Origin of the sequence: Yersinia sp. 22-579, from assembly GCF_030433455.1 — a bacterium.
In the GTDB taxonomy this organism is placed as follows: domain Bacteria; phylum Pseudomonadota; class Gammaproteobacteria; order Enterobacterales; family Enterobacteriaceae; genus Yersinia; species Yersinia enterocolitica.
On the sequence record NZ_JAUJTZ010000005.1, the window covers coordinates 203,000 to 229,307 of the forward strand.

Sequence of the window (26,308 nt, forward strand, 5' to 3'; positions counted from 1 at the left end):
GGAGCCGTTATGCTAAATACTATGAAGCGTCACGGCATCACTCTGGCATTGTTTGCCGCAGGTGCCACTGGGCTGACAGCAGTGGTTAATTCGTTAACCGAATCTACCATCGCCCATCAGGCTGCACTACAACAGAAAGCCTTGTTGGATCAGGTCGTTCCAGCAGAGAATTATGACAATGACATGCAAGCCGAATGTTACGTTGTCACTGATTCAGCACTCGGCAATATGGCCCCTCACCGTCTTTATCTGGCGCGCAAAGAGGGCCAGCCAGTCGCTGCCGCCATCGAAACTACCGCGCCAGATGGCTATTCCGGCGCTATCCAACTATTGGTCGGAGCAGACTTTGGCGGCAACGTATGGGGTAGTCGGGTGATTGAACATCACGAAACCCCTGGCCTCGGTGATAAAATTGATATTCGTATATCTGACTGGATCAGTCATTTCAGCGGTCGACATGTTGCAGGTGAGCAAGATAAGCGCTGGGCGGTGAAAAAAGACGGCGGTGACTTTGATCAGTTTACCGGCGCGACCATCACGCCGAGGGCAGTAGTCCGGGCGGTGAAAAACACGGCGCTATTTTTAGAAACTCTGCCGGTAAAACTCGATAGTTTGCCCGTCTGTGGAGAAGATCAATGAGTGAAGCAAAAGACTTGTTAGCCCAAGGGCTATGGAAAAATAACTCAGCATTGGTACAACTGCTGGGCCTGTGCCCGCTGTTAGCCGTTTCATCAACGGCAACCAATGCGCTAGGCTTAGGTCTTGCCACCACACTGGTATTGGTATGCACCAACACCGCTGTATCGGCGCTGCGCCGCTGGGTGCCGAATGAAATCCGCATCCCTATCTATGTGATGATCATTGCTTCAGTGGTCAGTACTGTGCAAATGCTGATTAACGCCTATGCATTTGGTTTATATCAGTCTCTTGGGATATTTATCCCGTTGATTGTGACCAACTGTATTGTGATTGGTCGGGCAGAAGCATACGCAGCCAGGAACCCGGTAGGTTTATCGGCACTGGATGGTTTAGCTATGGGGCTGGGGGCAACATGCGCATTATTTGTCTTGGGCTCCCTGCGTGAAATCCTGGGTAACGGTACCCTGTTTGATGGTGCCGATATGTTACTCGGTGATTGGGCAAAAGTACTGCGTATTGAAGTCTTACATCTGGACAGCCCTTTCCTGTTAGCCATGTTGCCACCGGGCGCGTTTATCGGTCTGGGTTTGTTGTTAGCCGGGAAATATGTCATTGATGAGAAAATAAAAGCGCGCAAAGCCAGAGCCTTGGCTACCACGCCGCAACTTCAGGATGGAGTGGCAGAGAAAGCCTTATGAATCAAGAGAAACGTGTTGCTATTTTGACCCGCCTACGGGATAACGACCCACACCCAACGACGGAGTTGGTCTACAGCACGCCGTTTGAGTTGTTGATTTCGGTGCTTTTGTCGGCACAAGCAACCGATGTCAGTGTCAATAAAGCCACTGCCAAGCTCTATCCAGTGGCTAACACTCCACAGGCCATACTGGATCTGGGTGTTGATGGCCTCAAGTCATACATCAAAACTATTGGTTTGTTTAACACCAAAGCTGAGAACGTGATTAAAACCTGCCGGATATTGCTGGAAAAACATCACGGCGAAGTGCCAGAAGATCGCGCAGCACTGGAAGCACTACCGGGTGTTGGCCGTAAGACCGCCAATGTGGTGTTGAATACCGCTTTTGGTTGGCCGACGATTGCCGTTGATACGCATATTTTTCGTGTCTGTAACCGCACAGGGTTCGCCCCTGGTAGCAATGTTGATCAGGTTGAAGCCAAGTTACTCAAAGTGGTTCCCGCTGAATTTAAACTGGACTGCCACCATTGGCTGATTTTACATGGCCGCTATACCTGTGTTGCCCGCAAACCCCGCTGCGGTTCGTGCATTATTGAAGATTTATGTGAATTTAAAGAAAAAGTCTATCCTGAACATTAATCACCCCGCCCAGTAAAATATGCTGGGCTGGTGGAAGATTCACGGCAATAAGCCAGTGCCATAACAGATCAGTATTCATTCAGTTCTCACTGAGTGAACTGTTTGATTAGTGACTCTAAATAGATCTGTTGTTTTATTAGCGGCTTCGATAGCCCAGCTTCATCCAGAGAAGTACCTTCCAGAGCCGCTATCTCATGAATAAAAATATGCCATGCACGGCTGAGTTTTTCGGCCTCAGCAACAACCGCACTTTTCTCTTGATCAATTTTAATCACCGCGTTAACACCAGAAATTAACCTCTCTGATTGCTCTAATTGGCAATTGAGTTCGATTAAACGGGTGGAGGCGGTATCTATTTGGTTATCCAGCTTTTTCCGGGCGTCAGTTAAATCTATATACTTTAAACCCTCAGAAAACTGTCCCAATAATTTTTTGGTGATCTCTAATGACTGTTTAAGCAATTCTATTTCAGGTTTAGCCAGATCTAATTCACTTAAATTTTCGCCTGTTGGGATAAGATCTTTAAATGCATCGACCAGATTATGCTCGCGGATAACATCCAAAGCTTCGATTATCTTATCTCTTTTCTTCTCAATCTCTTTTCTTTCCAATTCTTTGGTAGCGATATCTGCTGTCAGTTGTTTTTGACGTGATTGTTCTGTTTGCAAGACTTGGTCGGTTCCTTCAATAATCACCACATTATGCAGATCAGAGGAAGACTTATCTAATAACTCAGTTTTTTCGATAAACAACTGCTTTAGTTGAGCAATGTCATTAGCCAGATTTTTAATAATATTAATACGCTCTTTACGCATTTCAGATTTACTTTCTTCATCGATATCTTGACTGATCAGTGCCTCATCAATTTCTTCCAGAGTGGTAAAATAGGTGAGAGCCAGAGTATTTTCCAATTTAACCTGTAAACTTGATAGTGAATCTCGCACAATAACATCCAACCTTTGTGCATATAAACTGACTCGTAGTGCCTTTTCCTGTAGGACTTCAACGCCTGTCGTTTTGAACTGAGCGAGATGAGATATATTTTTAACGCCTTGGCTAAAAATTTTAATATTAATGTCTGGGTAACTCAGACCACTGTGTGGAAATGTGCTTATTTCGGCCATAGTGATAATCCTCATAATAAATAATTAAATACGGTAAAATGGATTAGCCATACACTTTTTTGTATTCTTTTATTGCCTCATCAAATATATCCACCAACTGGCGGGCAGAATCTCCGACACTTTTCCATGGAGTTATAACCTGCTGGAATTTATTAACAAAACTAGTCAGGCGCAACGCATTGTTAATCATCGCAAATTGTGTCTGAGATTCAGTAATTTGGTTGAGAACAGATAACCACATAAAATCCAAATGATTAAGCGCCGATTCGGCATCAACCATTCGAATGCCAATATCACTAAATGACAGAGAAAGTGCCTCTAACGCAGTTTGTAATGCCCTTTGGGAGCTAACTTTTTTTTCTAATTCAGCAACCTCAGAGATTAATGCGTTTTTTTCTTTTCTGGCGTTTTCTGCTTTAGCACCAAAGATGCCACCAGTAATAGCAATCGCTATTATGCCGCCTATGGCCCCAGTAAAAGACAACCCGACAAACTTATCGTAATCTTTCTTTAGTTGCTCAATTCTATCTCTTTTCTCTTTTATTTTTTCGTCTAATTCCTTTATTGATTTCCTCATGTTGTTTTTTTCCATCAGGTCGTATTTTGTTTTGACCTGAGGTTCCAGTCCATTCACTTTATCTCCCGAAGATAACTCACCGCCGGTCAAGGTGATTCTATAATCGGATACTTTTTTCCTGACATTCGCAGTTGTTGCTTGATGCCGGTTGATATCCACTTCCATTTCATCAAGAATATCTTTTAATGCTAAGGCTACTTCATGATCAGCAGATTCATAAGTGATATTCTTCAACTGCTGGTCTGTAATGTCACCCAACATAGTTTTGACACGCACGGTTATTGGCATTTGATTTATCAGATTAATAATTTCATTACCGGTACTGATGATGTTTTTTGCTGCTATATCCAGATCCAGACTTTGCTGTAATACAGCCTGTTCCACATCATTCCAATTTAAGGCATGATTATGAATTCCATCAAATAACAATTTAATATCTTTCGGCTCAAGACCAGCGACATCTATTTTTTTATATCCAAGGTAAGCCTCCACCTCATCCTGCCGGGTTGGTAATGAAAGCCCCTTTCTGACATAAAGTTTAAGGTTAATTAAATCCTCCTTAGTAAAAATCCCGCCGGAACGCGCAACACCGGTTTGCTCCCCGGTGATAAAGTCCAGAACAACTTTAGGTAACTCATTAAGTTGTATTGTAGCTTCAGCACTAGCCAGGTTATTATTAATAGCCAATTGTATTTGTGTCATTGTATTATCCTCATCTGGATGATTATGCATGCAGAACCGTAAAGGCAGGGAAAGAGCCCCCTTTATATATCTCAGCAGTGGTGCTAAATATGACTAATGTTATTGTTTTTATTTAATGGTTATCATTTGAAATTAATGGTTATTTTTGATTATTTATATTAGCACTTATATTAAACACACTAAGCTGCCTGCTATTAAATAATAGAGCAGTTAAGTCATTTTGCCATTATTTAAACCAGATAAAAATTAATACCAGTATGTAAAATTATATTTTTGTTAATTGTAAAACCATTTATTAATATAATTATTAAATAACATCATTTCATAAATATAAGATACAGCCATTAACTCACCAGAGCAGAGGTACATCAACGGATTTGATCCGCAACATTCGAGTGATAAGCCCCCTCTATGCCGCGATTGTGGTATTCGATTAGACGCTAGTGCCCCGCCCCACTAGACTTGTGACAAAACAGACTCAAACAGTTAATCATTTTGTTACCTGTTTGAAACAAAAAAAACCTGCGGCGTATTATTATGAAATTTAAATCAGCCATAAAACCCTATACCGGCGCTGCTGGTGGCTGGGGTTCTCTTGAAGCCACCACGCGCTTTGTGTTGGACAGCAAGCAAGCATTGAAGAATATTCGTAACTTGTTGCGCGTCAACCAAGTCAAAGGCTTTGACTGCCCAGGCTGCGCCTGGGGAGATGACAACCACAGCACTTTCAGTTTTTGTGAGAATGGGGCCAAAGCGGTCAGTTGGGAAGCTACCCGCAAGGCGGTGGAGCCGGAGTTTTTTGCGGAACACAGCCTGACGACTCTGCGCCAACAGAGTGATTACTTTCTTGAATATCAAGGGCGAATCACCCATCCCATGCGCTATAACCCCGAGACTGATCGTTATCAACCCATCAGTTGGGAAAGTGCTCTTGAGTTAATTGCCAAGCATATTAATGGGTTGGATAACCCAAATCAGTTGGAGCTATATACTTCAGGCCGAGCCAGTAATGAAGCCTCCTACCTTTATCAGCTTTTCGGCCGTATGTTGGGAACAAATAATTTTCCAGATTGCTCAAATATGTGCCATGAAGCCAGTGGTACCGGGCTGAAACAGAGTATTGGGGTCGGTAAAGGCACCATTCGTATGCAGGATTTCGAGCTGGCTGATGCCATTTTTGTCTTCGGGCAAAACCCAGGTACCAATCATCCGAGAATGTTGCACAGCTTACGTCATGCCAAAGATCGCGGCGCACGGATTGTCAGCTTCAATACCTTACGTGAGCGTGGATTGGAACGTTTTGCCGACCCACAAAATCCGATTGAAATGTTGACACCTAAATCATCTCCCATCAGTTCTGCCTATTTTCAACCTAATCTTGGCGGTGATATGGCAGCGGTTCGCGGTATGGTGAAAGCTTTGTTGGAAACCCATCGCCAGCAACGGGCACAAGGGCAGTCAGGCTTATTTGATGAAACCTTTATTAGCGCACACACTGAAGGGATCGATGATTATCTGGCGGCGGTTGATAATACGTCATGGGCGCAAATTACTCAGCAATCAGGCTTAACCGAGACGCAAATACGCCATGCAGCAGATATCTATCAGCATGCAGAGCGCGTTATCCTGACCTGGGCAATGGGTATCACGCAGCATAAACATTCAGTGATAACGGTTAGGGAACTGACTAACCTGCAACTGTTATTTGGCCAGTTAGGCAAACCTGGTGCGGGTTTATGCCCGGTGCGTGGTCACAGTAATGTGCAAGGCAATCGCACTATGGGGATAGATGAGAAACCCTCTGCCGCCATGTTAACGCGCTTAGGCCAGCATTTTGGTTTTACCCCGCCTCAAGCCGCTGGACATAATACCGTGGAAGCGCTTGAAGCCATGCTGCGCGGCGAAGTCAAAGTGTTGATTGCCCTAGGTGGCAATCTGGCAGCAGCGGCTCCCGATACCGAGCGTACCGCCCAAGCACTGCGCCGCTGTAATCTCACGGTACATATCAGCACCAAACTCAATCGTAGCCACCTGATAACCGGTGCTGAAGCCTTGATTCTTCCAACGCTGGGCCGTACTGAACGTGATATGCAAGCGACTGGCTCACAATTTATTACCGTAGAAGATTCATTTAGCATGGTGCACGCCTCTGAAGGTGTGGGGAAACCGCTGGCGGAGACTCAACACTCAGAAACAGCCATTGTTTGCGGCATTGCCAATGCTGTTTTTGCTCAGCAGCCCGCAGAGGGAAAAGCGCTGGATTGGCTGGCATTAGCCGATGATTACAACTTGATTCGTGACCATATTGGCGCAACCACTCCCGGTTTCGATGACTTTAACGCCCGTTGCGAGCAACCCGGTGGTTTCTATCTGGGCAGTGCCGCCGCCGAAATGCAATTTGCCACCCCCAGTGGTAAAGCCGAGTTTTGTGCATCAATGCTCCCTGAGAGCTTATTTCCGCAGATTGCCGGTGAGCAGGCCCCTTTTGTGCTGCAAACTTTACGTTCACACGATCAATATAACACCACTATTTATGGCCTCGATGACCGCTATCGCGGGGTGTATGGTCAACGGGAAGTACTGTTTATTAACCCGCAAGATTTGGCTGAACTGGCATTAGAAGATGGCGATTTAGTTGAGATTGAAACGCTGTGGAATGATGGAGTTACGCGAAAAGTCAGTGGTTTCAAACTGGTGAGCTACGATATTCCGCGTGGAAATCTGGCTGCTTATTACCCTGAAACTAACCCACTGGTACCGTTATCCAGTTTTGGTGATGAAACCCACACGCCAACCTCAAAATCCGTGCCGGTGACGGTGCGCCGCTGGCAGCAACCGCAAACATTGCGTATTGCTTGAATGTCCTCATGAAACTGGCCCCGATTCGTCGGGGCAGGTTTATTATGGATAACGCCCCAGACATGCCCCTGTCTTTAATAGGGAATTCCTCTGCAAAATGATATGCCGCTTGCCCGATGGGGCTGATTCGCGTAAAACTGTCAGCCGGATTAATCCCACTCACTACACCATTCACTGGACGATATGTTTCAAGATAACCCGCTGCTGGCGCAGCTAAAACAGCAACTTCACACTCAGACTCCACGCGTCGAAGGCGTGGTTAAAGGTACTGAGAAAGGCTTTGGCTTTCTTGAGGTAGACGGGCAGAAAAGTTACTTTATTCCGCCGCCACAGATGAAAAAAGTCATGCATGGCGATCGTATTATTGCCACTCTTCACACCGATAAAGATCGTGAAATTGCTGAGCCGGAAACCCTGGTTGAGCCATTTTTGTCCCGCTTTGTTGGCCGTGTGCAACGAAAAGATGACCGCCTGTCTATCGTTCCTGACCATCCTCTGCTGCGTGATGCCATTCAATGTCGTCCAGTGCGTGAACTGACTCACGATTTTCAGACCGGTGATTGGGCGGTGGCCGAGATGCGCCGCCATCCATTAAAAGGTGACCGTGCCTTTAATGCCGACCTGACTGCTTTTATTACGGATGGTGAAGATCACTTTGTCCCTTGGTGGGTCACCCTGGCGCGCCATAATTTGGAGCGCGAAGCGCCCGTCATGATTGAATCAGCGTTGCATGATGCCAACCTGCAACGGGAAGATTTGACTGCGCTTAATTTTGTCACTATCGACAGCGCCAGCACCGAAGATATGGATGACGCGTTGCATGTGCAAGACAACGGTGACGGCTCGCTGTTGTTGACCATTGCTATTGCTGACCCTACTGCTTATGTCGATGAAAACAGTGAGTTGGACTTAATTGCCCGTAAACGTGCATTTACCAACTATCTGCCGGGCTTTAACATCCCGATGCTGCCACGTGACCTATCCGATAATCTTTGTTCACTGCGGCCGAATGAACGCCGCCCGGTATTGGTGTGCCGCGTCACTGTCGCTGCCGATGGCGCGCTCGGTGATGATATTCACTTCTCTGCCGCCTGGGTTGAGTCGAAAGCCAAACTGGTTTATGACGAAGTTTCTGATTGGTTAGAAGGCAGTGGTGACTGGCAGCCACAAAATGCTGATATCGCTGAACAAATCACCTTATTAAAACGTGTTTGCGAAGCGCGCAGCCATTGGCGTGAAACACATGCATTGGTGTTTAAAGACCGGCCTGACTATCGCTTCTTGTTGGGCGAAAAAGGCGAAGTGCTGGATATCATTGTTGAACACCGTCGTATTGCTAACCGTATTGTTGAAGAGTGCATGATTGCCGCCAACGTCTGTGCCGCTATTGCGCTGCGTGATAATCTTGGTTTTGGTATCTATAACGTGCATACCGGTTTTGATCCCGCGCTGGTTGAGCAAGCCGCTAATGTGTTGCAGGCCAATGGGGTGGAAGCCGATCCGCAAGCGCTGCTGACCTTACCTGGTTTCTGTGAATTGCGCCGTCATCTTGATGCCTTACCGACCCAGTTCCTTGATAGTCGCATCCGCCGTTTCCAGACATTCGCTGAAATCAGCACGGTTCCCGGCCCACACTTCGGTTTAGGGCTTGAAGCTTACGCCACCTGGACCTCGCCAATTCGTAAATACGGCGATATGGTCAACCATCGTCTGCTGAAAGCCATTATTACCGGACAGCAAGCGGAAAAACCACAGGACGAAATCACGGTTCAATTGGCCGAACGCCGCCGTTTGAATCGCATGGCGGAACGTGATGTCGGTGATTGGTTGTATGCCCGTTACCTACAACCGATGGCAGGCACCGATACGCGCTTCCCTGCGGAAATCATTGATGTCACTCGCGGCGGCCTACGGGTGCGCTTACTGGATAACGGCGCAGTCGCCTTTATTCCCGCGCCCTTTATTCATGCGGTGCGTGATGAAATGGTCTGCAGCCAGGAAACCGGCACTGTACAAATCAAAGGTGAAACGGTTTACAGCCAGAGCGACAAAATTGAAGTACGCATTGCCGAAGTGCGGATGGAAACGCGTAACGTGGTGGCACGCCCAGTGGTTTGATGTTTAGAATCAATACATTAACTTAATATCAGCCGTGGTGATGCACAACATCCCACGGCTTTTTTATGTCCGCTATTATCCGCCCCGCTCTATTTTCACTTCGTACCCGTACAGTCGGGTAGTCGTCACAATATGTAAGAAAATGATTCTAATGGTGAGCAAAAAACATTTACCTCATCACAGTTCTCACTTTCGCTACTTTTCTTTCACATTAAAGCTCCTATGTTAACTAACGGTTTGCATCTTTTTTCCCAAACGGGTGCTGATTACCGTTAAATTTTCCCCATAACAAGGAGTCGTTACCCATGAAAAACGTCAAGACTGTCGTCATCTGGCTGACCGTCGCGTTAATAGGTGCATTCGCGTTTGCCATGCTGGCATTGAGCCGAGGCGAACATGTCAATGCCATCTGGTTGGTGATTGCCTCGGTAGCCTGTTACAGCATCGCCTACCGCTTTTATAGTTTGTTTATTGCCAAGAATGTCTTTGAGCTGGATGACCGCCGTTTAACCCCGGCAGAGCGACGTAATGATGGTCTGGATTATGTTCCGACCAATAAATGGGTACTGTTCGGCCACCACTTCGCGGCTATTGCCGGGGCCGGGCCGCTAGTTGGGCCTATTTTGGCCGCCCAAATGGGCTTCTTACCCGGTACTATCTGGATTCTGGTGGGCGTAATGATGGCCGGTGCGGTACAGGACTTCCTTATCCTGTTTATCTCAACCCGTCGTGATGGCCGTTCATTGGGGGAAATGGCAAAACAAGAATTAGGCGCTTTTGCCGGAATTATTACCATGCTGGGTGCCTTAGGGGTGATGATTATCATCTTGTCTGCACTGGCATTAGTGGTGGTTAAAGCACTGGCCGACAGCCCGTGGGGCCTGTTTACCATTGCTGCTACTATCCCGATTGCACTATTTATGGGCGTGTACATGCGCTTCCTGCGCCCGGGTAAAATTGCCGAAGTGTCATTAATTGGTTTTGTGTTGATGATGGCGGCAATTATTTACGGCGGGAATATTGCCGTTCACCCTTACTGGGGACCGTTCTTTACCTTGCACGGCACCACCTTGACCTGGGTGCTGGTCATTTATGGCTTTATCGCCTCCGTTCTACCGGTATGGCTGCTGTTGGCACCACGTGACTATTTATCGACCTTCCTTAAAATTGGCGTCATTATCGGTTTAGCAATTGGTATTGTGTTTGCCATGCCAGAAATGAAAATGCCTGCCGTTTCGCGCTTTATTGATGGTAGCGGCCCGGTCTTCTCCGGTAGCCTGTTCCCATTCCTGTTTATCACTATCGCTTGTGGTGCTATTTCGGGCTTCCATGCGCTGGTTGCCAGTGGTACCACGCCGAAATTGGTGGAACGCGAAAGCCATACCCGCTTTATCGGATACGGTGCGATGCTGATGGAATCATTTGTCGCCATTATGGCGCTGATTTGTGCATCAGTTATCGATCCGGGCGTGTACTTTGCCATGAACTCACCGGCAGCACTGATTGGCACCACGGTAGAAAGTGCCGCTCTGGCCATCAACAGTTGGGGATTTGTCGTCACACCTGAAACCCTGACCATGATCGCTAAAGATGTCGGCGAAAACTCAATATTATCTCGTGCCGGTGGCGCACCAACCTTCGCGGTTGGGATGGCGCATATCATCAGTGAAGTCTTTAATAGCCGCAATATGATGGCATTCTGGTACCACTTTGCCATTCTGTTTGAAGCGATGTTTATTCTGACGGCTGTTGATGCCGGCACCCGTGCTTGCCGCTTTATGGTGCAGGATTTGGTCGGCGTGGTGGTGCCAAGTCTGGCGAATAACCGTTCATGGTTTGGCAACTTATCCGGTACTACCGTTGCCGTCGCCTGTTGGGGCTTCTTTGTTTATCAAGGGGTAGTCGACCCGCTGGGTGGTATTAATACCTTGTGGCCACTATTCGGTATCGGTAATCAGATGCTGGCATCAATGGCGCTAATTTTAGGGACTGTGGTCCTGTTTAAAATGAAGAAGCAGCGCTATGCTTGGGTAACCATCCTGCCAACAATTTGGCTGTTTATTACCTCAATGACGGCGGGCTGGCAGAAAATTTTCCACGAAAAACCAAGTATTGGTTTCCTGGCTCAGGCGAAGAAATTCTCGGCTGGTGTCGAGCAAGGGGTATTGATTGCCCCAGCCAAGAGCATTAAGGACATGGAAACCATTGTGTTTAACAACCAGATCAATGCCGCTTTGTGTGCCTTCTTTATGCTGGTGGCAGTGACCATGTTGATTTCATCTTTCTTCGTGATTCGGCGTGCGCTGAAATCCAGCAAACCGACTACGCATGAGACTGAAATTGTATTCCGTGAGGAGACTGTTCGTGGCTAATGCAGGTATCCCACTGCGCAGGCAGCAAACCAATCTGTTGCACCGGCCATGCCCACCAGGGCCGCGTCAGATTACGCGCTGTATACCGCTGGTTCCCGTCGTCGCTCACCCGACCACGTTATGGGCTTGGGTTCGTTTGATTGCGCACCGAGTGGCTCAAAGTTTCCGTCTGATGGTGGGAGTGCAGGATTATGGCAATTATGTGAATCATATGCGACGTCATCATCCGGATACGCCGCCGATGACCGAACGTGACTTCCACCGTTATTGTCTGGAGGCTCGCTTCCCCAGCAAAGGTGGCAAGTTGGGAAAATGCCCTTGCTAGCGTAATTGCCGGCTGGTTTAAGTGACAACGTAACGCCCATTTAATGTCTAAGCGGGCGTTTTTTTATGCTTTAGTCCGTGAATGAAACACTAGCTCAAGATTGCTGAGCCAAATGCGCCCTGCCAGTCATGCTCAAACTGTTCTACTGCCGCTTTAACTGCTGGAGTGCTGATAAACTGCTCTGCAACATCCACGGGAATGGTCACGGACTGACAACCCGCCAGCAGGCAATCTAATACCTGCCGAGGTGTCCGGAAGCTGGCTGCCAACACTTTAGCGCCCGGCGCATGTAAGGTCAGCAATTGCTGTAATTCGCGTACCATCGCGATACCATCACCGCCCTGCGCATCTAACCGGTTGACATAAGGAGCAACATATTCAGCTCCGGCTAATGCCGATAATAGCCCTTGCCCCGCACCGTACACCGCGGTACCCAATGTCGGGATTGACATCGTTTTCAATTTCTTAATTGCAGCTAAACCTTCAGCGGTTGCTGGCACTTTGATAACCAAACCGGGAACGCGCTGGGACAGTAATACCGCCTCTGACACCATGAGTTCGCTGTCGCTGGCCAACACTTGGGCAAACAGTTTACCGGTTCCCCCCAAAGCATCGCGTAGCGCAGGGAGCACTTCCCAGATGGGTTTGCCCGCTTTTGCCAGAATACTGGGATTGGTCGTCACTCCCTGCAAAGGCAAAACACGTGCCAGTCGTTTAACTGCGGCCACATCTGCTGTATCAAGATAAAGCTCCATAACAACCTCCGGTTTGAATGAGTGAAACAGCCAGACTGATTAAACAAATAACCAGTAAAGCAAATAGCATAACCAAGAATCATTAACCGCAATCATAGACCAACCCTTAATCAATAACGTGACCTTGATCAAACCTATTTCATTCGAAAGTAAATTATACTTCAAACGAAAGTTTATTTATTTGGTAGACCTATGATGAACCCAAGACAGCAAACGATTTTGCAACAGGTGAATGACAACAAACGAGTGAGTGTCAGCGAATTATCCCAAGTAACCCATGTATCAGAAGTCACCATTCGGCAAGATCTCAATCTGCTAGAGAAACGGGGTTTACTCAAGCGCGTGCATGGCTTCGCTGTCGCCCTTGAAAGTGATGATATTGATGTGCGCATGATGCGCCATTTTTCCGTGAAGCAAAAACTGGCCAATCATGCCGCCTCGCTGGTCAACGACGGTGAGACAATATTTATTGAAAGTGGCAGCAGTAATGCCCTCTTGGCTCATCAGTTGGCAAAACGCCCCGGCATCACATTAGTGACAGTGAGCGGCTATATTGCCCGACAATTAAAAGACTCAGCTTGCGAAGTTATTCTATTGGGCGGGATCTATCAGAAGAAAAGTGACAGCATGGTTGGCCCACTCACTCTACTGTGCTTACGTCATGTGAATTTCAGTAAGGCATTTATCGGTATCGACGGTTACCAGATGGATATCGGATTTACTGGGCGTGACGTGCTACGGGCCGAGGTCATTAATAGCGTATTAGCTAAAGGTGCCGAAAACATCATCTTGGCGGATGCATCAAAATTTGGTCAGGTGCATCAGAACCTGTTGACCCCTATCTCTGCCGTCAACAGAGTCATCACGGATAATCGCTTGCCCACAGCTTACCGACAGCAGTTGATAACTCAGGGAATTCAAATCGACATTCTAAGTGAATAAAATAATTATCGGAGCAGCAATGGCAGACATCACCTTCACCCGCGAACAAACCCAGCGCATGACAGATAAACTTCAGCGTTATCTGGAGCAGGAGCACAATATTGAGTTGGAAGATTTTGACGCCGAATTTTTACTGCAATTTATCAGTCGCGAATTAGGTGCACATTTTTACAATCAGGGAATCAATGATGCGATCGCGCAAGTCGAAGCAAAAATACTCGATATCAGCGACTCGATATTATGGTTGGAAAAACCCGTGCAAGACTAAACACGGGCGGCGGCTAAACGCAGTTTTTATTGCCCATAATAGGCATTTTTCCCGTGCTTGCGCAGGTAGTGCTTATCCAGCAATTGTGGCTGCATATCTCGCAGTTGCGGGTTCAACTGGCGTGAGAAAATCCCCATATAAGCCAGCTCTTCTAATACAACCGCATTGTGTACAGCATTATCAGCATCGGTTCCCCAGGCAAATGGCCCGTGTGAATTCACCAATACGGCGGGCACATCTTCTGGTTTAATGCCTCTATCAACGAATGTCTCGACAATGACATTACCTGTTTCCCATTCATAACGACCAGCAATCTCTTCTGGCGTCATCAGGCGGGTACAGGGGATTGCGCCATAGAAATAATCCGCATGCGTGGTGCCCCAGGCGGGCAAATCCAAACCAGCCTGCGCCCATATGGTGGCGTGGCGTGAATGCGTATGTACGATGCCACCGATTTGAGGAAAATTAAGGTAAAGCACCCGATGCGTGTCGGTATCCGATGAAGGCTTCTTACTGCCCTCCACCACTTTGCCGGTTTCCAACTCCACGACCACCATGTCATCCACCGTCATCACGTCATACTCAACGCCCGAAGGCTTAATCACCAGCAAGCCCTTTTGTCGATCGACAGCACTGACATTTCCCCAGGTAAAAGTGACCAGATTATGGCGTGGCAGTGCCAGATTAGCAGCAAGCACCTGCTGCTTCAGTTCGTTGAGCATTGTCTTATCCTGAATAACTGAATTTGTTTCATTTTCAGCGCCACAGGTGAGAACCGGTATGGGAGAAATAGCTATAAACTGCGTGCGGATTGGCTGGAAAGTGGAGTCTGAGAGATGGACAACCCATGCAATCTGGTTTTATTGAGTACAGACAATGAGTTAATTGTGCCTGTTGCTTCAGATAATCCTTAATTACACCCTTGGGCGGGTCAAATTAGGACTATTTACCTACTAAATGAATTACAGGCAATTATACTAGATTCTATTGATGAAGAAACCAGTTCTCAATATTAATTCCAAATTTAAATCAAAATGGCGTTTTTTATTCTAATCACAAATGGAATGAGCTGACGCCTAATATTAATATAATACCTATACTGAGTAAGGTAAGTTTAATTCAGTATGGATTTGTACTTAGCCAACGTGAGGAAAATAATTATGATGATCAATAAAAGATTTGCGACTGCCGCATTGGCACTAACGCTGGCCCTATCACTATCCGCATGTTCCAACATGTCCAAACGTGACCGTAATACCGCAATTGGTGCCGGTGCTGGTGCTGTCGGCGGCGCAGTATTGACTGGCAGTACTTTAGGGACGCTAGGCGGTGCTGCTATTGGTGGGGTTATTGGCCATCAGGTGAGCAAATAAATTTCCCCGTTTTACTTGGCGTTGCAGGGGTGTTAGCTACGCTCACTCACCCGAATCACTTACCTGTGTAAGCTCATCGGGATTCGTTTGCTTGCTGCCTACCTGCAACACCAATTAATTAGGGGAAACCTGTTAAATGAAACTCAGACTGCTGACAAACCCCAACGACTCGATCTTGCAAGGTGAGGACAGGTAGAAGAGTAAAGCGTCCGCGCCACGGATGGCGCGGCTCGAGCCCCCAGGGAAGGGTTTACGGCGTCTTTACGATCTACCTGTTTTCACCGCTACGGGCACTTTGTCATTAACCCCAACTATAAATTATTCTCACCCACCCGCCAGTTTGACTTTCATCCCTTTGGCTTCGAGCAGTTGCTTAAGAAGATCACGTTTATCTCCTTGAATTTCAATGATGCCGTCTTTAATCGAGCCACCGCAACCGCACTTCTTCTTCAATTCTGCTGCCAGTTTCTCCAGCATCTCATCACTGCCATCAATACCGGTAATCAAACACACGCCCTTGCCTTTACGGCCGCTGGTTTGACGCTGGATGCGAACAATACCATCGCCTTTAGGCCGCTGCGGTTTGACCTCGGGTTCAGTGATACGCCCGGTATCGGTTGAATAGACCAAGCGGCTATTATCATGACTCATTTTGCCCCCTTACCCAAAGAGGCCAGGATGTCGGTTAAGGTTCTTTCCGGATCGGGAGATTGGGTGATCGGACGCCCTATCACCATATAATCCACACCTGCCGCTACAGCTTGTTCTGGCGTCATAATACGGCGCTGATCGCCAGCATCACTGCCCTCCGGGCGAATCCCCGGTGTCACCAGTTTGAAATCCTCACCACACACCTGCTTTAAGCGCACCGCTTCATGGGCAGAACACACTACGCCATCTAAACCGCAATCCCAGGTTAATTTTGCCAACCGCTCTGCATGTTCGGCTGGGGTGATATTAATGCCAATATCACGTAAATCCTCACCATCCATGCTGGTTAGCACCGTCACGGCAATCAGTAATGGTGCTTGTTGGCCAAAGGGCAATAACGCTTCTTTTGCTGCGGTCATCATGCGCATGCCCCCAGAGGCATGGACATTTACCATCCACACACCCAGTTCCGCCGCCGCCGCAACCGCACGGGCGGTAGTGTTAGGAATATCGTGGAATTTCAAATCCAGAAAGACCTCAAAGCCGCGCTGATGCAGGTCTCGAACAAGTTGGGGGCCATATAAAGTAAACATCTCTTTGCCTACTTTTAATCGGCAATCTCGTGGGTTAACACGATCAGCAAAAGCTAACGCCGCGTCTTTATTGGCATAATCCAGTGCAACAACGATCGGGGAAGATATTGAGCCACTGTTATTAGTTTTAGTTGCAGACGTCATTTTCAAGCCTTTTTCAGTCAGTTAGTCATGATAACAGCGACATTCTACAGGGTGTGTCACTGAAATTACAGCAGTCGACAGTGTGAGTTTAGCCGCCCTTTGTCAGGCTTTTTCTGGTTACGTAGATTTATGCAAAAGTAGGCGTACTTCTTATACCCGCAGTTAAGTAAAAAAGTTTCAAGAAACGTAAAATGTCATTCGAATTTTTTGATGATAAAAATCAATTTTTTGTGATTTTATTTAAACAAGCCTGCGCTATGATGCACTCTATCGCAAGACATTGATTGTCTATATCATGATTTAAATAATAATTTGTTATTTAAATGGTAAATATGTAACTGGAGTTCTACATGAAAAATATTAAATATATTATCCCTGCGTTGGCCCTTTCTTTCGCATCATTTGCCAGTGTTGCTGCCACACAAATCCAGCACGCACCAGCAACAGGCTTGAATGAGATTGGTACCGTTGCCGCCAGCAATGCCGGTACATTAACTGAATTAGAAAACGCTCTGGCGAAAAAAGCAGATGAAGCCGGCGCAACCTCATACCTGATCACCTCTGCAACCGGCAATAACAAATTGCACGGTACGGCGGTCATTTACCGCTAAGAGATAAAGGGGAAAGGTGGTTTCAGCACTTTTCCCCGAAAGTGACATTTTGTTCCCCAGAATATAAATAAACTCAACTTTTCCCAGCGTCGTATTCCGTTTTGTGCGCTGGGAGGTTGAGGATCAGATGTGTGATTATCCCCCCCACCAGCCCCCAGAATGCGGAACCGACCCCCAACAGCGTCACGCCGGAAGCCGTTATCAAAAACGTGATAATCGCTGCATCACGCTGACGTTCATTTTCCAGCGCACGATACAAACTACCCGCAATGGTGCCAAGCAAGGCCAGACCGGCAATAGTGTGGATAAGTGCGACCGGTAGTGCGGTAAACACCATACCGATTGATCCACCAAACACACCAGCGATCAGATAGAAGAACCCAGCAGCAACCGCCGCCATATAACGTTTTTTCGGATCAGGATGGATATCTTGCCCCATGCAGATCGCCGCTGTAATCGCCGCGATACAGATGGTAAAACCACCAAATGGTGCTAAAATCAGTGCGGTCAGTGCTGTCCATGAAATCAGGGGGGAAACAGGTAGATTGTAACCATGCGCTTTCAGCGTAGCGATGCCCGGCGCATTTTGTGAGGCCATTGTCACCACGAAAAACGGAATACCGATGCCGAGAAGAGTTGAGATTGTGAAGTGCGGCATGACAAAGACCGGAGTGGCAAAAATCAACGTCTGGCCGTGCAGCGCAATATTGCCCTGTAATCCGGCCACCATCAGCCCGGCGGCCAGTGCCAGAACAATCGCATAACGCGAAAGCATTCGTTTTGCCAGCAGATACACCAGACACATGGTGCCAGCTAGCGCGAAATTACTTTGTAACGAGGTAAAAGCGTCCAACCCAAAGCGCAACAAAATCCCGCCTAACATCGCCGCCGACAGTGCCTGAGGAATATATTGCATCAATCTGGCGAATAAGCCGGTCACGCCACACAGCAAAATCAGTCCGGTGGCAAACACAAACACCCCAATAGCTTCATTGATCGATGTACCGGGCAAGCTGGTCACCAGCAACGCAGCACCCGGTGTTGACCAGGCAGTGACCACTGGTGTGCGGTAATAGAGCGATAAACCTATGCTAGTCCCCCCCATTCCCAGCCCAAGCATACTCAGCCAACCACCGATTTGTGCCACACTGGCACCTGCTGCTTCCGCGGCCTGAAAAATTATTGCCGCTGAGCTGGTATAGCCGACCAGAACAGCTACAAAGCCGGCGATAACCGCAGAAAAAGTTAAATTCTGCAAACGGAAACGCGATGCCATCGGGGAAAATCCTTCTGATTATCGAACGCGAGCGGTATGCTGTCGTGCGTTATAACGCATATTTATTGTGCTCAATATATCATCGTGCGTTATAACGCACAATCGTGTTCGATAAAGAATGGTATTCGATGAAGAATTGTATTCAATCAAAAGTACCGCTACAGGAGTCAAGATGAAGGAAATCGCCCACCATATTGGCAGCCAACTGAAAAACGTTCGCCGCGAACGAGGCTGGAGTTTGAGCCAGACGGCGGAGCAAACCGGCGTCAGTAAAGCGATGCTGGGGCAAATTGAACGCGGCGAATCTAGTCCAACAGTGGCGACACTGTGGAAAATCGCCAGTGGTCTGAACGTCTCTTTCTCACAATTTCTTGAAACACCGCCGGCGCAGTCTGCTGCGTTGCACCGTCATGGCTTACTCACCACATTCAATAGCGAAACGTCGGGAATGCGCGTCGTACCTCTGTTTCCTTATGACGCGACACTGCACATGGATATGTTTGTTATCGACCTCGAACCGGGTGGATGCAGTGAGTCAACGCCACACGAAGCTGGCGTGATTGAGCATGTAATTGTCATTGAAGGGGAACTGATACTCACCGTCGATGGTGTGACCCGAACGCTGGCCACCGGTGAGGCACTACGGTTTGCAGCTGATTGCCCGCACGGCTATCGCAATGAAAGTGCCCATTCTGTGCGCTTCCACGACTTGATACATTATCCCCACACTCGCCCATAAGCCTTCATTTATTCCCAGCGTAACGGGTCTTAGGCATCGGTTACGCCAAACCATAATCCCCATCACTTCCGATCACCTAACCTGCTGCGCATTGTCTATTTCTGAAAACGCTCAATGTGAATTTTTTGTGACAATTGTGTTATCCCCTAGACAGTTTCGCTTCCCTCGCTTAGCTTGGTATTTTCCCCTAAGTTGAAGGTTATATGATGAGCGAAATATCTACCTTAACCATTAAAATCCCTCTGGAATTAAAAGAGAAAATTAAAGCTGCCGCCTTAGAAAAACAGTTTTCTCTCAGCACCGAAGTCTGCGAAAGATTAGAAAAAAGTTTTGCGGTTGATGTTAAAAGCGCTAAGAGCGGCCATAAAGATGCCAAATTGCATCACAGCGAGATTGATAACCAAGGCGTGGAAGAAATTTCAGAACAACCGTTGAGCCAGAAAGAATTGAAGAAACTGCGCCAATTGCTAAAAGCACCACAGAAGAAAAAATAGATCATAAATTACTGTCGGGTGATTCAATTCACCCGATATCCCTGAATAACCTGCACTTATTGACCATCCAACCCTCTAATAGGCTTAACAGACGCCCAGGCACGGCAAGACGGGCAATGCCAATAGAGCGAGTGAGCGGTAAAACCACACTTGTGGCAGCGATAACGCGGTTTGGTGCGGATTTGCTCACCGACCATATCGCGCAACAACAGTAAACTCTCTTTCGCCCGCCCTTCTTCGGCATCTGCCAGGTGATAGTCCATCAACCGATAGAACACGCGCATGGTTGGATGGCGTTGCAATTGGCGATTAATATAGGTTTGCGCCACATCCCGGCCTTCATGCTGTTCAAGAATTTCCGCCAACATTAACTCAGCCGTCGCGCCAGTATTATCTTCAACACAGCGTTTCAGGAAATTAGCCCAGGCCTCCGGTTGCTGTAGGTGTTGATAGCATTCACTCAACATCGGCAATGCTTCGCTGACCACTTCTTTATCTTGTTCCAGCACGCGCTCCAGTGCTTCCACGCCCTTCGCATACTCACCCTTGGCCAGATGCACCCGACCTTGCATGATGGACACCCTGGCGCACTGTTTGTCTGCTGAGGCGGCTTTCTTCAAAAGGTTCATTGCTTTGTCGAGATCATCACTGCCCATCGCTTGCAGCGCCAATTCGCAATAAAAATGAGCAATTTCCAATCGCTGATTCTCTTTACCCATCTTGACCAGTTTGTCTGCCACTTCGATGGCATTGTTCCAATCACTGGTCGCCTGATGGATAACTAATAACTGCTGTAATGCGCCAAGCCGGAAATCTTGCTCCTCAACCAATTGGTTGAACATATCCTCCGCCCGGTCATATAACCCCGCAGCCATGTAATCGCGGCCTAACTGCTGGACGGCCAGCAACCGTTGTTCAAAGGTCAGAGAGGCACTCTCCATCAAGGCTTGATGGATGCGGATAGCACGGTCAACTTCACCACGGGAGCGGAACAAATTGCCTAACGTCAGATGTGCTTCAACTGTTGAACTGTCTTCTTTCAGCATTTCAAGAAACAGATCAACCGCTTTGTCTTGCTGGTTTGAGAGAAGGAAGTTAACCCCAGCCACATATTCACGCGACAGGCGGTTAGCATCCTGCTGCTTATCCTGCTGAGCACTTCTACGCCCCATATACCAACCATAGGCAGCAGCGACCGGTAACAGCAGAAACAGCATTTCTAACATAGAAAATTATTCCTTGCCGACGGCAGGTGTGGATGCAGTCGCACTGGGTTCAATCGGTAACTCTTGCTGCGATTCAAGGCGTTTAATTTTCCGCTCTGCACGCCCCAATAAAATTCGAACTCGCAGATAAAAAAGTCCACAAATAATCCATCCCAGAACCAAACCGGCGGCAAACAGCGTCGCCAACAAGGTAGATACCCGATATTCACCCTGAGCCAATAAATAATTGAAGGTAACGACCTGATCGTTATTTGCTCCGAGCGTGACTGATATCACGAAAATGACGAGCACTAACAAAAAAATCAGCAAATATTTCACGTTTTTTCCTAAAGGCCGAATCAACCTGATGAATTATGCCAAAAATGTGGCGTCCTTACTTAACAAATTAGCACTTCCTTACCCCGCAAAGAAACCCTGCACCAAGATAAAGCGCCCAACTGATGATCAATAGAGATTATTTTAAGCAACTTAATCGCGAATGATTAATTGCAAATAAGAATCAATCGTCTACTTTTAGTCATGCTCACGCTTTTCAATCTCTTGCTGTTCTTGCGGTGGAATATTCAACGGGCCGAACCACCGCTGCACTAAACTGCATACCATCGCAACTAACAAACCGCTAATTATCGTGGCCGCCATTAAATCGCCTGGCCAATGCATACCTAATACCAGGCGGCTCATCATTACGCCCTGCGCCCAAAGCATCAGTAAAATAACCGTTTTATAATGTCGACGGGGCCATAACAACCCGACGGCCAATAATGCCCAACTGGCGGCAAAAACCGTGTGGCCGGAAGGAAAGGCAAAACCCGTCTCAAACTGCCAGTGACTGCTCAGCCACGATGGGATCGCGGATTGATTCTGTAATTGTTGTTTAATCAACTGACTACGTTCAGCACGCGGTAAAGAATAGAAAAAATGGTTATCGATATGATGCTCAGCTTCGAGCCACACCACAAATGGCCGTGGCTCCTGTACCTGTTCTTTAATCAGCGATTTCAGTCCCTGCCCCACAACAATCACCATACTGAGTATAACCAACAGCCCGATAGCCGGTTTGAGCCGAAAACGCAGACACCACAAAAACCAGCCACCGAGTAATACGCTGGTGACGATGCCCCACGGCGCGGTCACCGTCTCTGTTACCCAAAACAGCCCTTTTAACCAGCGTTCACCGCCCCCCGGCTGCCACTGCCAACCCGAGAGCCAGATGACCAAGGTTGGCAGCAGTAAAATAAGTGATCCCAGAGTAATGCGTTTTGTTATATTCCACATCTGTTGCCCTTTCTTTCTGGCAATATCCACAACATATTACCTGTGGTGATAGCACGATTTATATAAGCGCTATATCTGTATAATATAAGTATCTCTACCTATTGATAACATACACAAATTTTTATCATTTCTAAAATAAGTCTTAGATAGACATTCTCACTAACCTTATTGCTGCTTTGTTGAACAGCAGCATGTGAAAAGTTATGGCAATATAGCTAATAATGATCGCAGAAAATTTTTATTTAACCTTATGCCCTAAAACCAAAAGGGTGTAGCAGGCATTCACGATAGGGTATGCGATAACCTATCTAAGGGTATAAAGTTATAATATGAACAGCAAGATGCAGCTAAAACGTGTAGCAGAAGCCAAATTACCGACCCCTTGGGGTGACTTCCTGATGGTAGGTTTCGAAGAGTTAGCCACCGGTCATGACCATTTGGCATTGATTTTTGGTGATATTAGCACCGATGAACCCGTGCTCTCCCGTGTTCACTCTGAGTGTCTGACGGGCGATGCCCTCTTTAGTCTGCGTTGCGATTGTGGTTTCCAGCTAGAAGCTGCGCTGGCACATATTGCTGAAGAAGGCCGTGGTGTACTGATTTATCATCGTCAGGAAGGCCGTAATATTGGTTTACTGAATAAAATCCGCGCTTATGCTTTGCAAGACTTAGGTGCCGACACCGTTGAAGCTAATCATCAACTTGGTTTCGCTGCCGATGAACGCGATTTCACGCTGTGTTCTGATATGTATAAGCTATTGGGTATTAAGGCCGTGCGTTTGCTGACCAATAACCCGAAGAAGGTCGAAATTCTCTCCGAGGCCGGGATCAATATCGTCGAACGCGTTCCGCTGATTGTTGGACAAAATCCTAAGAACGAGCACTATATGGCGACCAAAGCCGCCAAGATGGGCCATTTATTGACCAAGTAATGGTCTGGCCCTTCAGATTGCTAACAACGTCAAATGAAGGGGGATCGTGCCATTGGGGCCGCTCTTTGTTTCAAATACAAGTGCGTAAGCCATCGAAATGCCCCCAGGCGCGGTAACCCCTTCACTCAACTGAATCGTGACACTGTCACGAAACTATCAGTTTATTACAACATTTTGCGGATCACATAATGCAGGATGCCGCCATTTTCGAAATAAACCAATTCATTGCCTGTATCAATACGGCAACGGGTATCAACCTTTTGTTGCCGCCCATCTCCATAAGTAATGGTGACAGGGACAGTTTGCCCCGGAGCCAAACTCTGTAACCCACTGACACTAATAGATTCATCCCCAGTCAGGCCCAATGTTTTACGATTGACACCTTGCGGAAACTCCAGCGGCAGAATTCCCATCCCGATTAAATTAGAGCGGTGAATACGTTCAAATGATTCCGCGATAACAACGCGCACTCCCAGTAACCTCGGCCCCTTAGCTGCCCAGTCACGGCTAGAGCCTGAACCATATTCCTTACCGGCAATCACTGCCAGCGGCACATTCTCTTGCTGATAACGCATCGCCGCATCATAGATAGCCATTTGATTTTGAGATGGAATATGGCGAGTGATCCCCCCCTCAATACCGGGCACCATTTCATTGCGAATACGAATATTGGCAAAGGTTCCGCGCATCATCACTTCATGATTACCGCGACGAGAACCGTAGGAGTTAAACTCTTTAATCTCCACGCCACGATCACGTAGATAGCGGCCTGCCGGGCTGTCCAGCTTGATATTCCCCGCCGGTGAAATGTGATCGGTGGTGACGGAATCAGCCAAAATAGCCAGAATACGGGCGTGATGGATATCCTGCACCGGTTCCGGTAATGCTTTCATATCACTGAAGAAAGGCGGCAAACGAATGTAGGTGGAATCACTCTGCCAATCATAAGTTGGCGTGCTATCGACTTGAATGCCCTGCCACTCTTCATCACCATCAAACACCGCAGAATACTCTTTGCGGAACATGTCTGTTTTCACTTCTTCAACCGCTTTGGCGATTTCAAGGCCCGTCGGCCAGATATCTTTCAGATAGACCGGATTACCCTGAGGATCGTTACCCAACGAATCTTGCGTCAAATTGACATTCATGTTCCCAGCCAAAGCATAAGCAACTACCAGCGGTGGCGAGGCCAGCCAGTTGGTTTTGACCAACGGATGAATACGCCCTTCAAAGTTGCGGTTGCCGGAAAGCACTGCACCCACGGTTAAATCACCCTCTTTGATGGCTTTTTCTATTGGTTCTGGCAATGGGCCAGAGTTACCTATACATGTGGTGCAACCATAGCCCACCAGATTAAAGCCCAAATTATCCAGATAAGCGGTTAAACCGGCTGACTTGAGGTATTCAGTGACGACTTTCGAGCCGGGAGCTAATGACGTTTTCACCCAGGGCTTGGTTTTAAGCCCTTTTTCTGCGGCTTTCTTGGCCAGTAAACCGGCCGCCATCAATACGCTGGGGTTGGAGGTATTAGTGCAGGAGGTAATGGCCGCGATGACCACTGCGCCATGTTCCAACTCGTGGGTTTTGCCGTCCAGAGTGAAGGATACATGGTTCACTTTGTCTTTTTTGCTATTAACTTCCAGTTCTTCAAAAGCATTAAATGCCAAAGGTACTTTCGGCAAAGCAACTCTGTCTTGCGGGCGTTTTGGCCCCGCCAGACTGGATTCTACCGTACTCAGATCAAGTGATAACTGGCTGGTAAACACCGGTTCATCCCCCGGATGACGCCATAACCCTTGAGCTTTGCTGTATGTTTCCACCAGCGCTATCTGTTCATCACTACGGCCACTTAAACGCATATAACCCAAAGTGACATCGTCAACCGGGAAGAAGCCGCAGGTGGCACCATATTCCGGTGCCATATTGGCAATGGTGGCGCGATCCGCCAGGGGTAAATCCGCCAGACCATCACCGTAAAACTCGACAAACTTACCCACCACACCATGTTTTCTTAGCATCTGCGTCACTGTCAGCACTAAGTCGGTAGCGGTGATCCCTTCCCGCATCTTGCCGGTCATTTTGAAGCCGACGACGTCAGGGATAAGCATGGATACCGGCTGTCCCAACATCGCAGCTTCAGCTTCAATACCGCCCACGCCCCAGCCCAGGATCCCCAGACCGTTAATCATGGTGGTGTGAGAGTCAGTTCCTACCAGGGTATCCGGGTAAGCCACCTCCTTGCCGCCCTGCTGTTCATGCCAGACGGTTTGCCCCAGATACTCCAAATTTACCTGATGGCAAATCCCGGTGCCCGGCGGCACGACGCGAAAACGGCTAAAAGCTTTTTGCCCCCAGCGCAGGAAGATATAGCGCTCGTGGTTACGTTCCATTTCCAGGCGGACGTTTTCACCAAATGCCGCTTTATCACCAAACTCATCAACGGTGACCGAGTGGTCGATCACTAAATCAACCGGTGATAACGGGTTAACCTGTGCTACATCACCGCCAAGACGTTGCACCGCTTCGCGCATCGCGGCCAAATCCACCACCGCCGGGACACCGGTAAAATCTTGCATTAAGACACGGGCGGGCCGATAAGCGATCTCTTTGTCAGCATGGCCGGTCTGTTGCCACGCCACAATGGCTTTAAGGTCATCCTCTTGAACCTGCTCACCGTCCAAATGGCGTAGCAAATTTTCTAACAACACTTTCAGTGATTTAGGTAAGCGGTCGATATCCCCCAGCACTGCCGCCAATTGCGGCAGGCTGTAATAGTGATATTCGTGATTGAGGGCGACCAACCTGGCCATACTCGTTTTTCGCAAATCCAACGACATAGCGCCTCCATTGTTTCTTATAGTGCTCTAAGCCACATTCATCATCACAAGGCTATTCCCTTGAAATTATGAGGTCTGCATTAAATATAACACAAAGAAACATTAACATTTTGGCAACAATGGCGATTGCTGTGATAGAT

General features: G+C 47.7%; 25 protein-coding genes. 14 read left to right on the forward strand and 11 right to left on the reverse strand.

Going from position 1 to position 26,308, the window contains the following annotated elements; genetic code table 11:
• The first annotated feature begins 9 nt into the window (after window positions 1-9).
• Genes rsxG through nth form a run of 3 tightly spaced genes read left to right on the forward strand, consistent with a single transcriptional unit; the run spans window position 10 to window position 1,975 of the window.
• Window positions 10-639 (forward strand): electron transport complex subunit RsxG, encoded by a 630-nt coding sequence (gene rsxG, locus QSV56_RS08155; protein WP_019083151.1) that lies wholly within the window; start codon window positions 10-12, stop codon window positions 637-639.
• Window positions 636-1,337, forward strand: a complete 702-nt coding sequence (locus QSV56_RS08160; RefSeq protein ID WP_050157804.1) for an electron transport complex subunit E — start codon at window positions 636-638, stop codon at window positions 1,335-1,337. The genes rsxG and QSV56_RS08160 overlap by 4 nt, the downstream gene beginning before the upstream one ends.
• Complete coding sequence (gene nth, locus QSV56_RS08165) at window positions 1,334-1,975, forward strand: endonuclease III (RefSeq protein WP_019083152.1); 642 nt, start codon at window positions 1,334-1,336, stop codon at window positions 1,973-1,975. The genes QSV56_RS08160 and nth overlap by 4 nt, the downstream gene beginning before the upstream one ends.
• An 86-nt stretch (window positions 1,976-2,061) precedes the next feature.
• Here the strand turns inward: nth and yaxB are convergent, their stop codons facing one another.
• Both yaxB and yaxA read right to left on the reverse strand, forming a co-directional pair.
• The gene (gene yaxB, locus QSV56_RS08170) at window positions 2,062-3,099 is read right to left on the reverse strand and encodes a pore-forming cytotoxin subunit YaxB (protein WP_046694976.1); all 1,038 of its coding nucleotides are present in this window, start codon (window positions 3,097-3,099) and stop codon (window positions 2,062-2,064) included.
• Between the two features lie 43 nt (window positions 3,100-3,142).
• Entirely contained in the window at window positions 3,143-4,378 is a 1,236-nt protein-coding gene (gene yaxA, locus QSV56_RS08175; RefSeq protein ID WP_301211860.1) for a pore-forming cytotoxin subunit YaxA, read from the reverse strand.
• Between the two features lie 537 nt (window positions 4,379-4,915).
• Here yaxA and QSV56_RS08180 point away from each other — a divergent pair.
• The 4 genes from QSV56_RS08180 (at window position 4,916) to QSV56_RS08195 (ending at window position 12,052) form a co-directional block, all read left to right on the forward strand.
• The gene (locus QSV56_RS08180; protein WP_301211862.1) at window positions 4,916-7,237 is read left to right on the forward strand and encodes an FdhF/YdeP family oxidoreductase; all 2,322 of its coding nucleotides are present in this window, start codon (window positions 4,916-4,918) and stop codon (window positions 7,235-7,237) included.
• Window positions 7,238-7,420: 183 nt separating this feature from the next.
• Window positions 7,421-9,355, forward strand: coding sequence for an exoribonuclease II (locus QSV56_RS08185; protein ID WP_046694973.1), 1,935 nt, complete (start codon window positions 7,421-7,423; stop codon window positions 9,353-9,355).
• A gap of 305 nt (window positions 9,356-9,660) precedes the next feature.
• Window positions 9,661-11,727, forward strand: a complete 2,067-nt coding sequence (locus QSV56_RS08190) for a carbon starvation CstA family protein (RefSeq protein ID WP_005169907.1) — start codon at window positions 9,661-9,663, stop codon at window positions 11,725-11,727.
• Entirely contained in the window at window positions 11,720-12,052 is a 333-nt protein-coding gene (locus QSV56_RS08195) for a YbdD/YjiX family protein (protein ID WP_019079476.1), read from the forward strand. The genes QSV56_RS08190 and QSV56_RS08195 overlap by 8 nt, the downstream gene beginning before the upstream one ends.
• A gap of 89 nt (window positions 12,053-12,141) precedes the next feature.
• Here the strand turns inward: QSV56_RS08195 and fsa are convergent, their stop codons facing one another.
• The gene (gene fsa / locus QSV56_RS08200) at window positions 12,142-12,807 is read right to left on the reverse strand and encodes a fructose-6-phosphate aldolase (protein ID WP_005169909.1); all 666 of its coding nucleotides are present in this window, start codon (window positions 12,805-12,807) and stop codon (window positions 12,142-12,144) included.
• Between the two features lie 195 nt (window positions 12,808-13,002).
• On the opposite strand from fsa, the gene QSV56_RS08205 reads away from it, so the two are divergent.
• Window positions 13,003-13,749, forward strand: coding sequence for a DNA-binding transcriptional regulator YciT (locus QSV56_RS08205; RefSeq protein ID WP_046695689.1), 747 nt, complete (start codon window positions 13,003-13,005; stop codon window positions 13,747-13,749).
• 19 nt (window positions 13,750-13,768) lie between these two features.
• On the forward strand, window positions 13,769-14,017 hold the full coding sequence (locus tag QSV56_RS08210) for a DUF2164 domain-containing protein (protein ID WP_046050895.1): 249 nt from the start codon (window positions 13,769-13,771) through the stop codon (window positions 14,015-14,017).
• A gap of 26 nt (window positions 14,018-14,043) precedes the next feature.
• Here the strand turns inward: QSV56_RS08210 and araD are convergent, their stop codons facing one another.
• Window positions 14,044-14,739 carry an L-ribulose-5-phosphate 4-epimerase gene (araD, locus tag QSV56_RS08215; protein ID WP_019083158.1) on the reverse strand — a complete coding sequence of 232 codons (696 nt, stop codon included), beginning with the start codon at window positions 14,737-14,739 and terminating at the stop codon, window positions 14,044-14,046.
• Window positions 14,740-15,174: 435 nt separating this feature from the next.
• Here araD and osmB point away from each other — a divergent pair, with 435 nt between their 5' ends.
• Complete coding sequence (gene osmB / locus QSV56_RS08220; RefSeq protein WP_026018226.1) at window positions 15,175-15,390, forward strand: osmotically-inducible lipoprotein OsmB; 216 nt, start codon at window positions 15,175-15,177, stop codon at window positions 15,388-15,390.
• 324 nt (window positions 15,391-15,714) lie between these two features.
• On the opposite strand, the gene yciH is transcribed toward osmB, so the two are convergent.
• Entirely contained in the window at window positions 15,715-16,041 is a 327-nt protein-coding gene (yciH, locus tag QSV56_RS08225; protein ID WP_019079480.1) for a stress response translation initiation inhibitor YciH, read from the reverse strand.
• The gene (pyrF, locus tag QSV56_RS08230) at window positions 16,038-16,778 is read right to left on the reverse strand and encodes an orotidine-5'-phosphate decarboxylase (protein WP_046694972.1); all 741 of its coding nucleotides are present in this window, start codon (window positions 16,776-16,778) and stop codon (window positions 16,038-16,040) included. The genes yciH and pyrF overlap by 4 nt, the downstream gene beginning before the upstream one ends.
• Window positions 16,779-17,128: 350 nt before the next feature.
• On the opposite strand from pyrF, the gene QSV56_RS08235 reads away from it, so the two are divergent.
• On the forward strand, window positions 17,129-17,389 hold the full coding sequence (locus QSV56_RS08235) for a YdgH/BhsA/McbA-like domain containing protein (protein ID WP_011816266.1): 261 nt from the start codon (window positions 17,129-17,131) through the stop codon (window positions 17,387-17,389).
• Window positions 17,390-17,462: 73 nt separating this feature from the next.
• On the opposite strand, the gene QSV56_RS08240 is transcribed toward QSV56_RS08235, so the two are convergent.
• On the reverse strand, window positions 17,463-18,665 hold the full coding sequence (locus QSV56_RS08240) for a benzoate/H(+) symporter BenE family transporter (protein WP_301211870.1): 1,203 nt from the start codon (window positions 18,663-18,665) through the stop codon (window positions 17,463-17,465).
• A 172-nt stretch (window positions 18,666-18,837) separates the two neighbouring features.
• On the opposite strand from QSV56_RS08240, the gene QSV56_RS08245 reads away from it, so the two are divergent.
• Together QSV56_RS08245 and QSV56_RS08250 are read left to right on the forward strand one after the other, a co-directional pair.
• Entirely contained in the window at window positions 18,838-19,404 is a 567-nt protein-coding gene (locus QSV56_RS08245; protein ID WP_301211872.1) for a helix-turn-helix domain-containing protein, read from the forward strand.
• Window positions 19,405-19,610: 206 nt separating this feature from the next.
• The gene (locus QSV56_RS08250; RefSeq protein ID WP_046052020.1) at window positions 19,611-19,898 is read left to right on the forward strand and encodes a hypothetical protein; all 288 of its coding nucleotides are present in this window, start codon (window positions 19,611-19,613) and stop codon (window positions 19,896-19,898) included.
• 56 nt (window positions 19,899-19,954) lie between these two features.
• On the opposite strand, the gene lapB is transcribed toward QSV56_RS08250, so the two are convergent.
• The 3 genes from lapB to pgpB all read right to left on the reverse strand — a co-directional run bounded on the left by lapB (window position 19,955) and on the right by pgpB (window position 22,399).
• The gene (lapB, locus tag QSV56_RS08255; protein ID WP_046050891.1) at window positions 19,955-21,124 is read right to left on the reverse strand and encodes a lipopolysaccharide assembly protein LapB; all 1,170 of its coding nucleotides are present in this window, start codon (window positions 21,122-21,124) and stop codon (window positions 19,955-19,957) included.
• Between the two features lie 6 nt (window positions 21,125-21,130).
• Window positions 21,131-21,442: a LapA family protein gene (locus QSV56_RS08260; protein WP_005165840.1), complete on the reverse strand. Its 312-nt coding sequence runs from the start codon at window positions 21,440-21,442 to the stop codon at window positions 21,131-21,133.
• Window positions 21,443-21,637: 195 nt separating this feature from the next.
• Window positions 21,638-22,399 (reverse strand): phosphatidylglycerophosphatase B, encoded by a 762-nt coding sequence (gene pgpB, locus QSV56_RS08265; protein ID WP_050298383.1) that lies wholly within the window; start codon window positions 22,397-22,399, stop codon window positions 21,638-21,640.
• 341 nt (window positions 22,400-22,740) lie between these two features.
• Between pgpB and ribA the strand changes: the two genes are divergently transcribed.
• Entirely contained in the window at window positions 22,741-23,331 is a 591-nt protein-coding gene (ribA, locus tag QSV56_RS08270) for a GTP cyclohydrolase II (RefSeq protein ID WP_005165846.1), read from the forward strand.
• Between the two features lie 164 nt (window positions 23,332-23,495).
• Here the strand turns inward: ribA and acnA are convergent, their stop codons facing one another.
• Complete coding sequence (gene acnA / locus QSV56_RS08275; protein WP_050157795.1) at window positions 23,496-26,168, reverse strand: aconitate hydratase AcnA; 2,673 nt, start codon at window positions 26,166-26,168, stop codon at window positions 23,496-23,498.
• Window positions 26,169-26,308 lie beyond the last annotated feature (140 nt).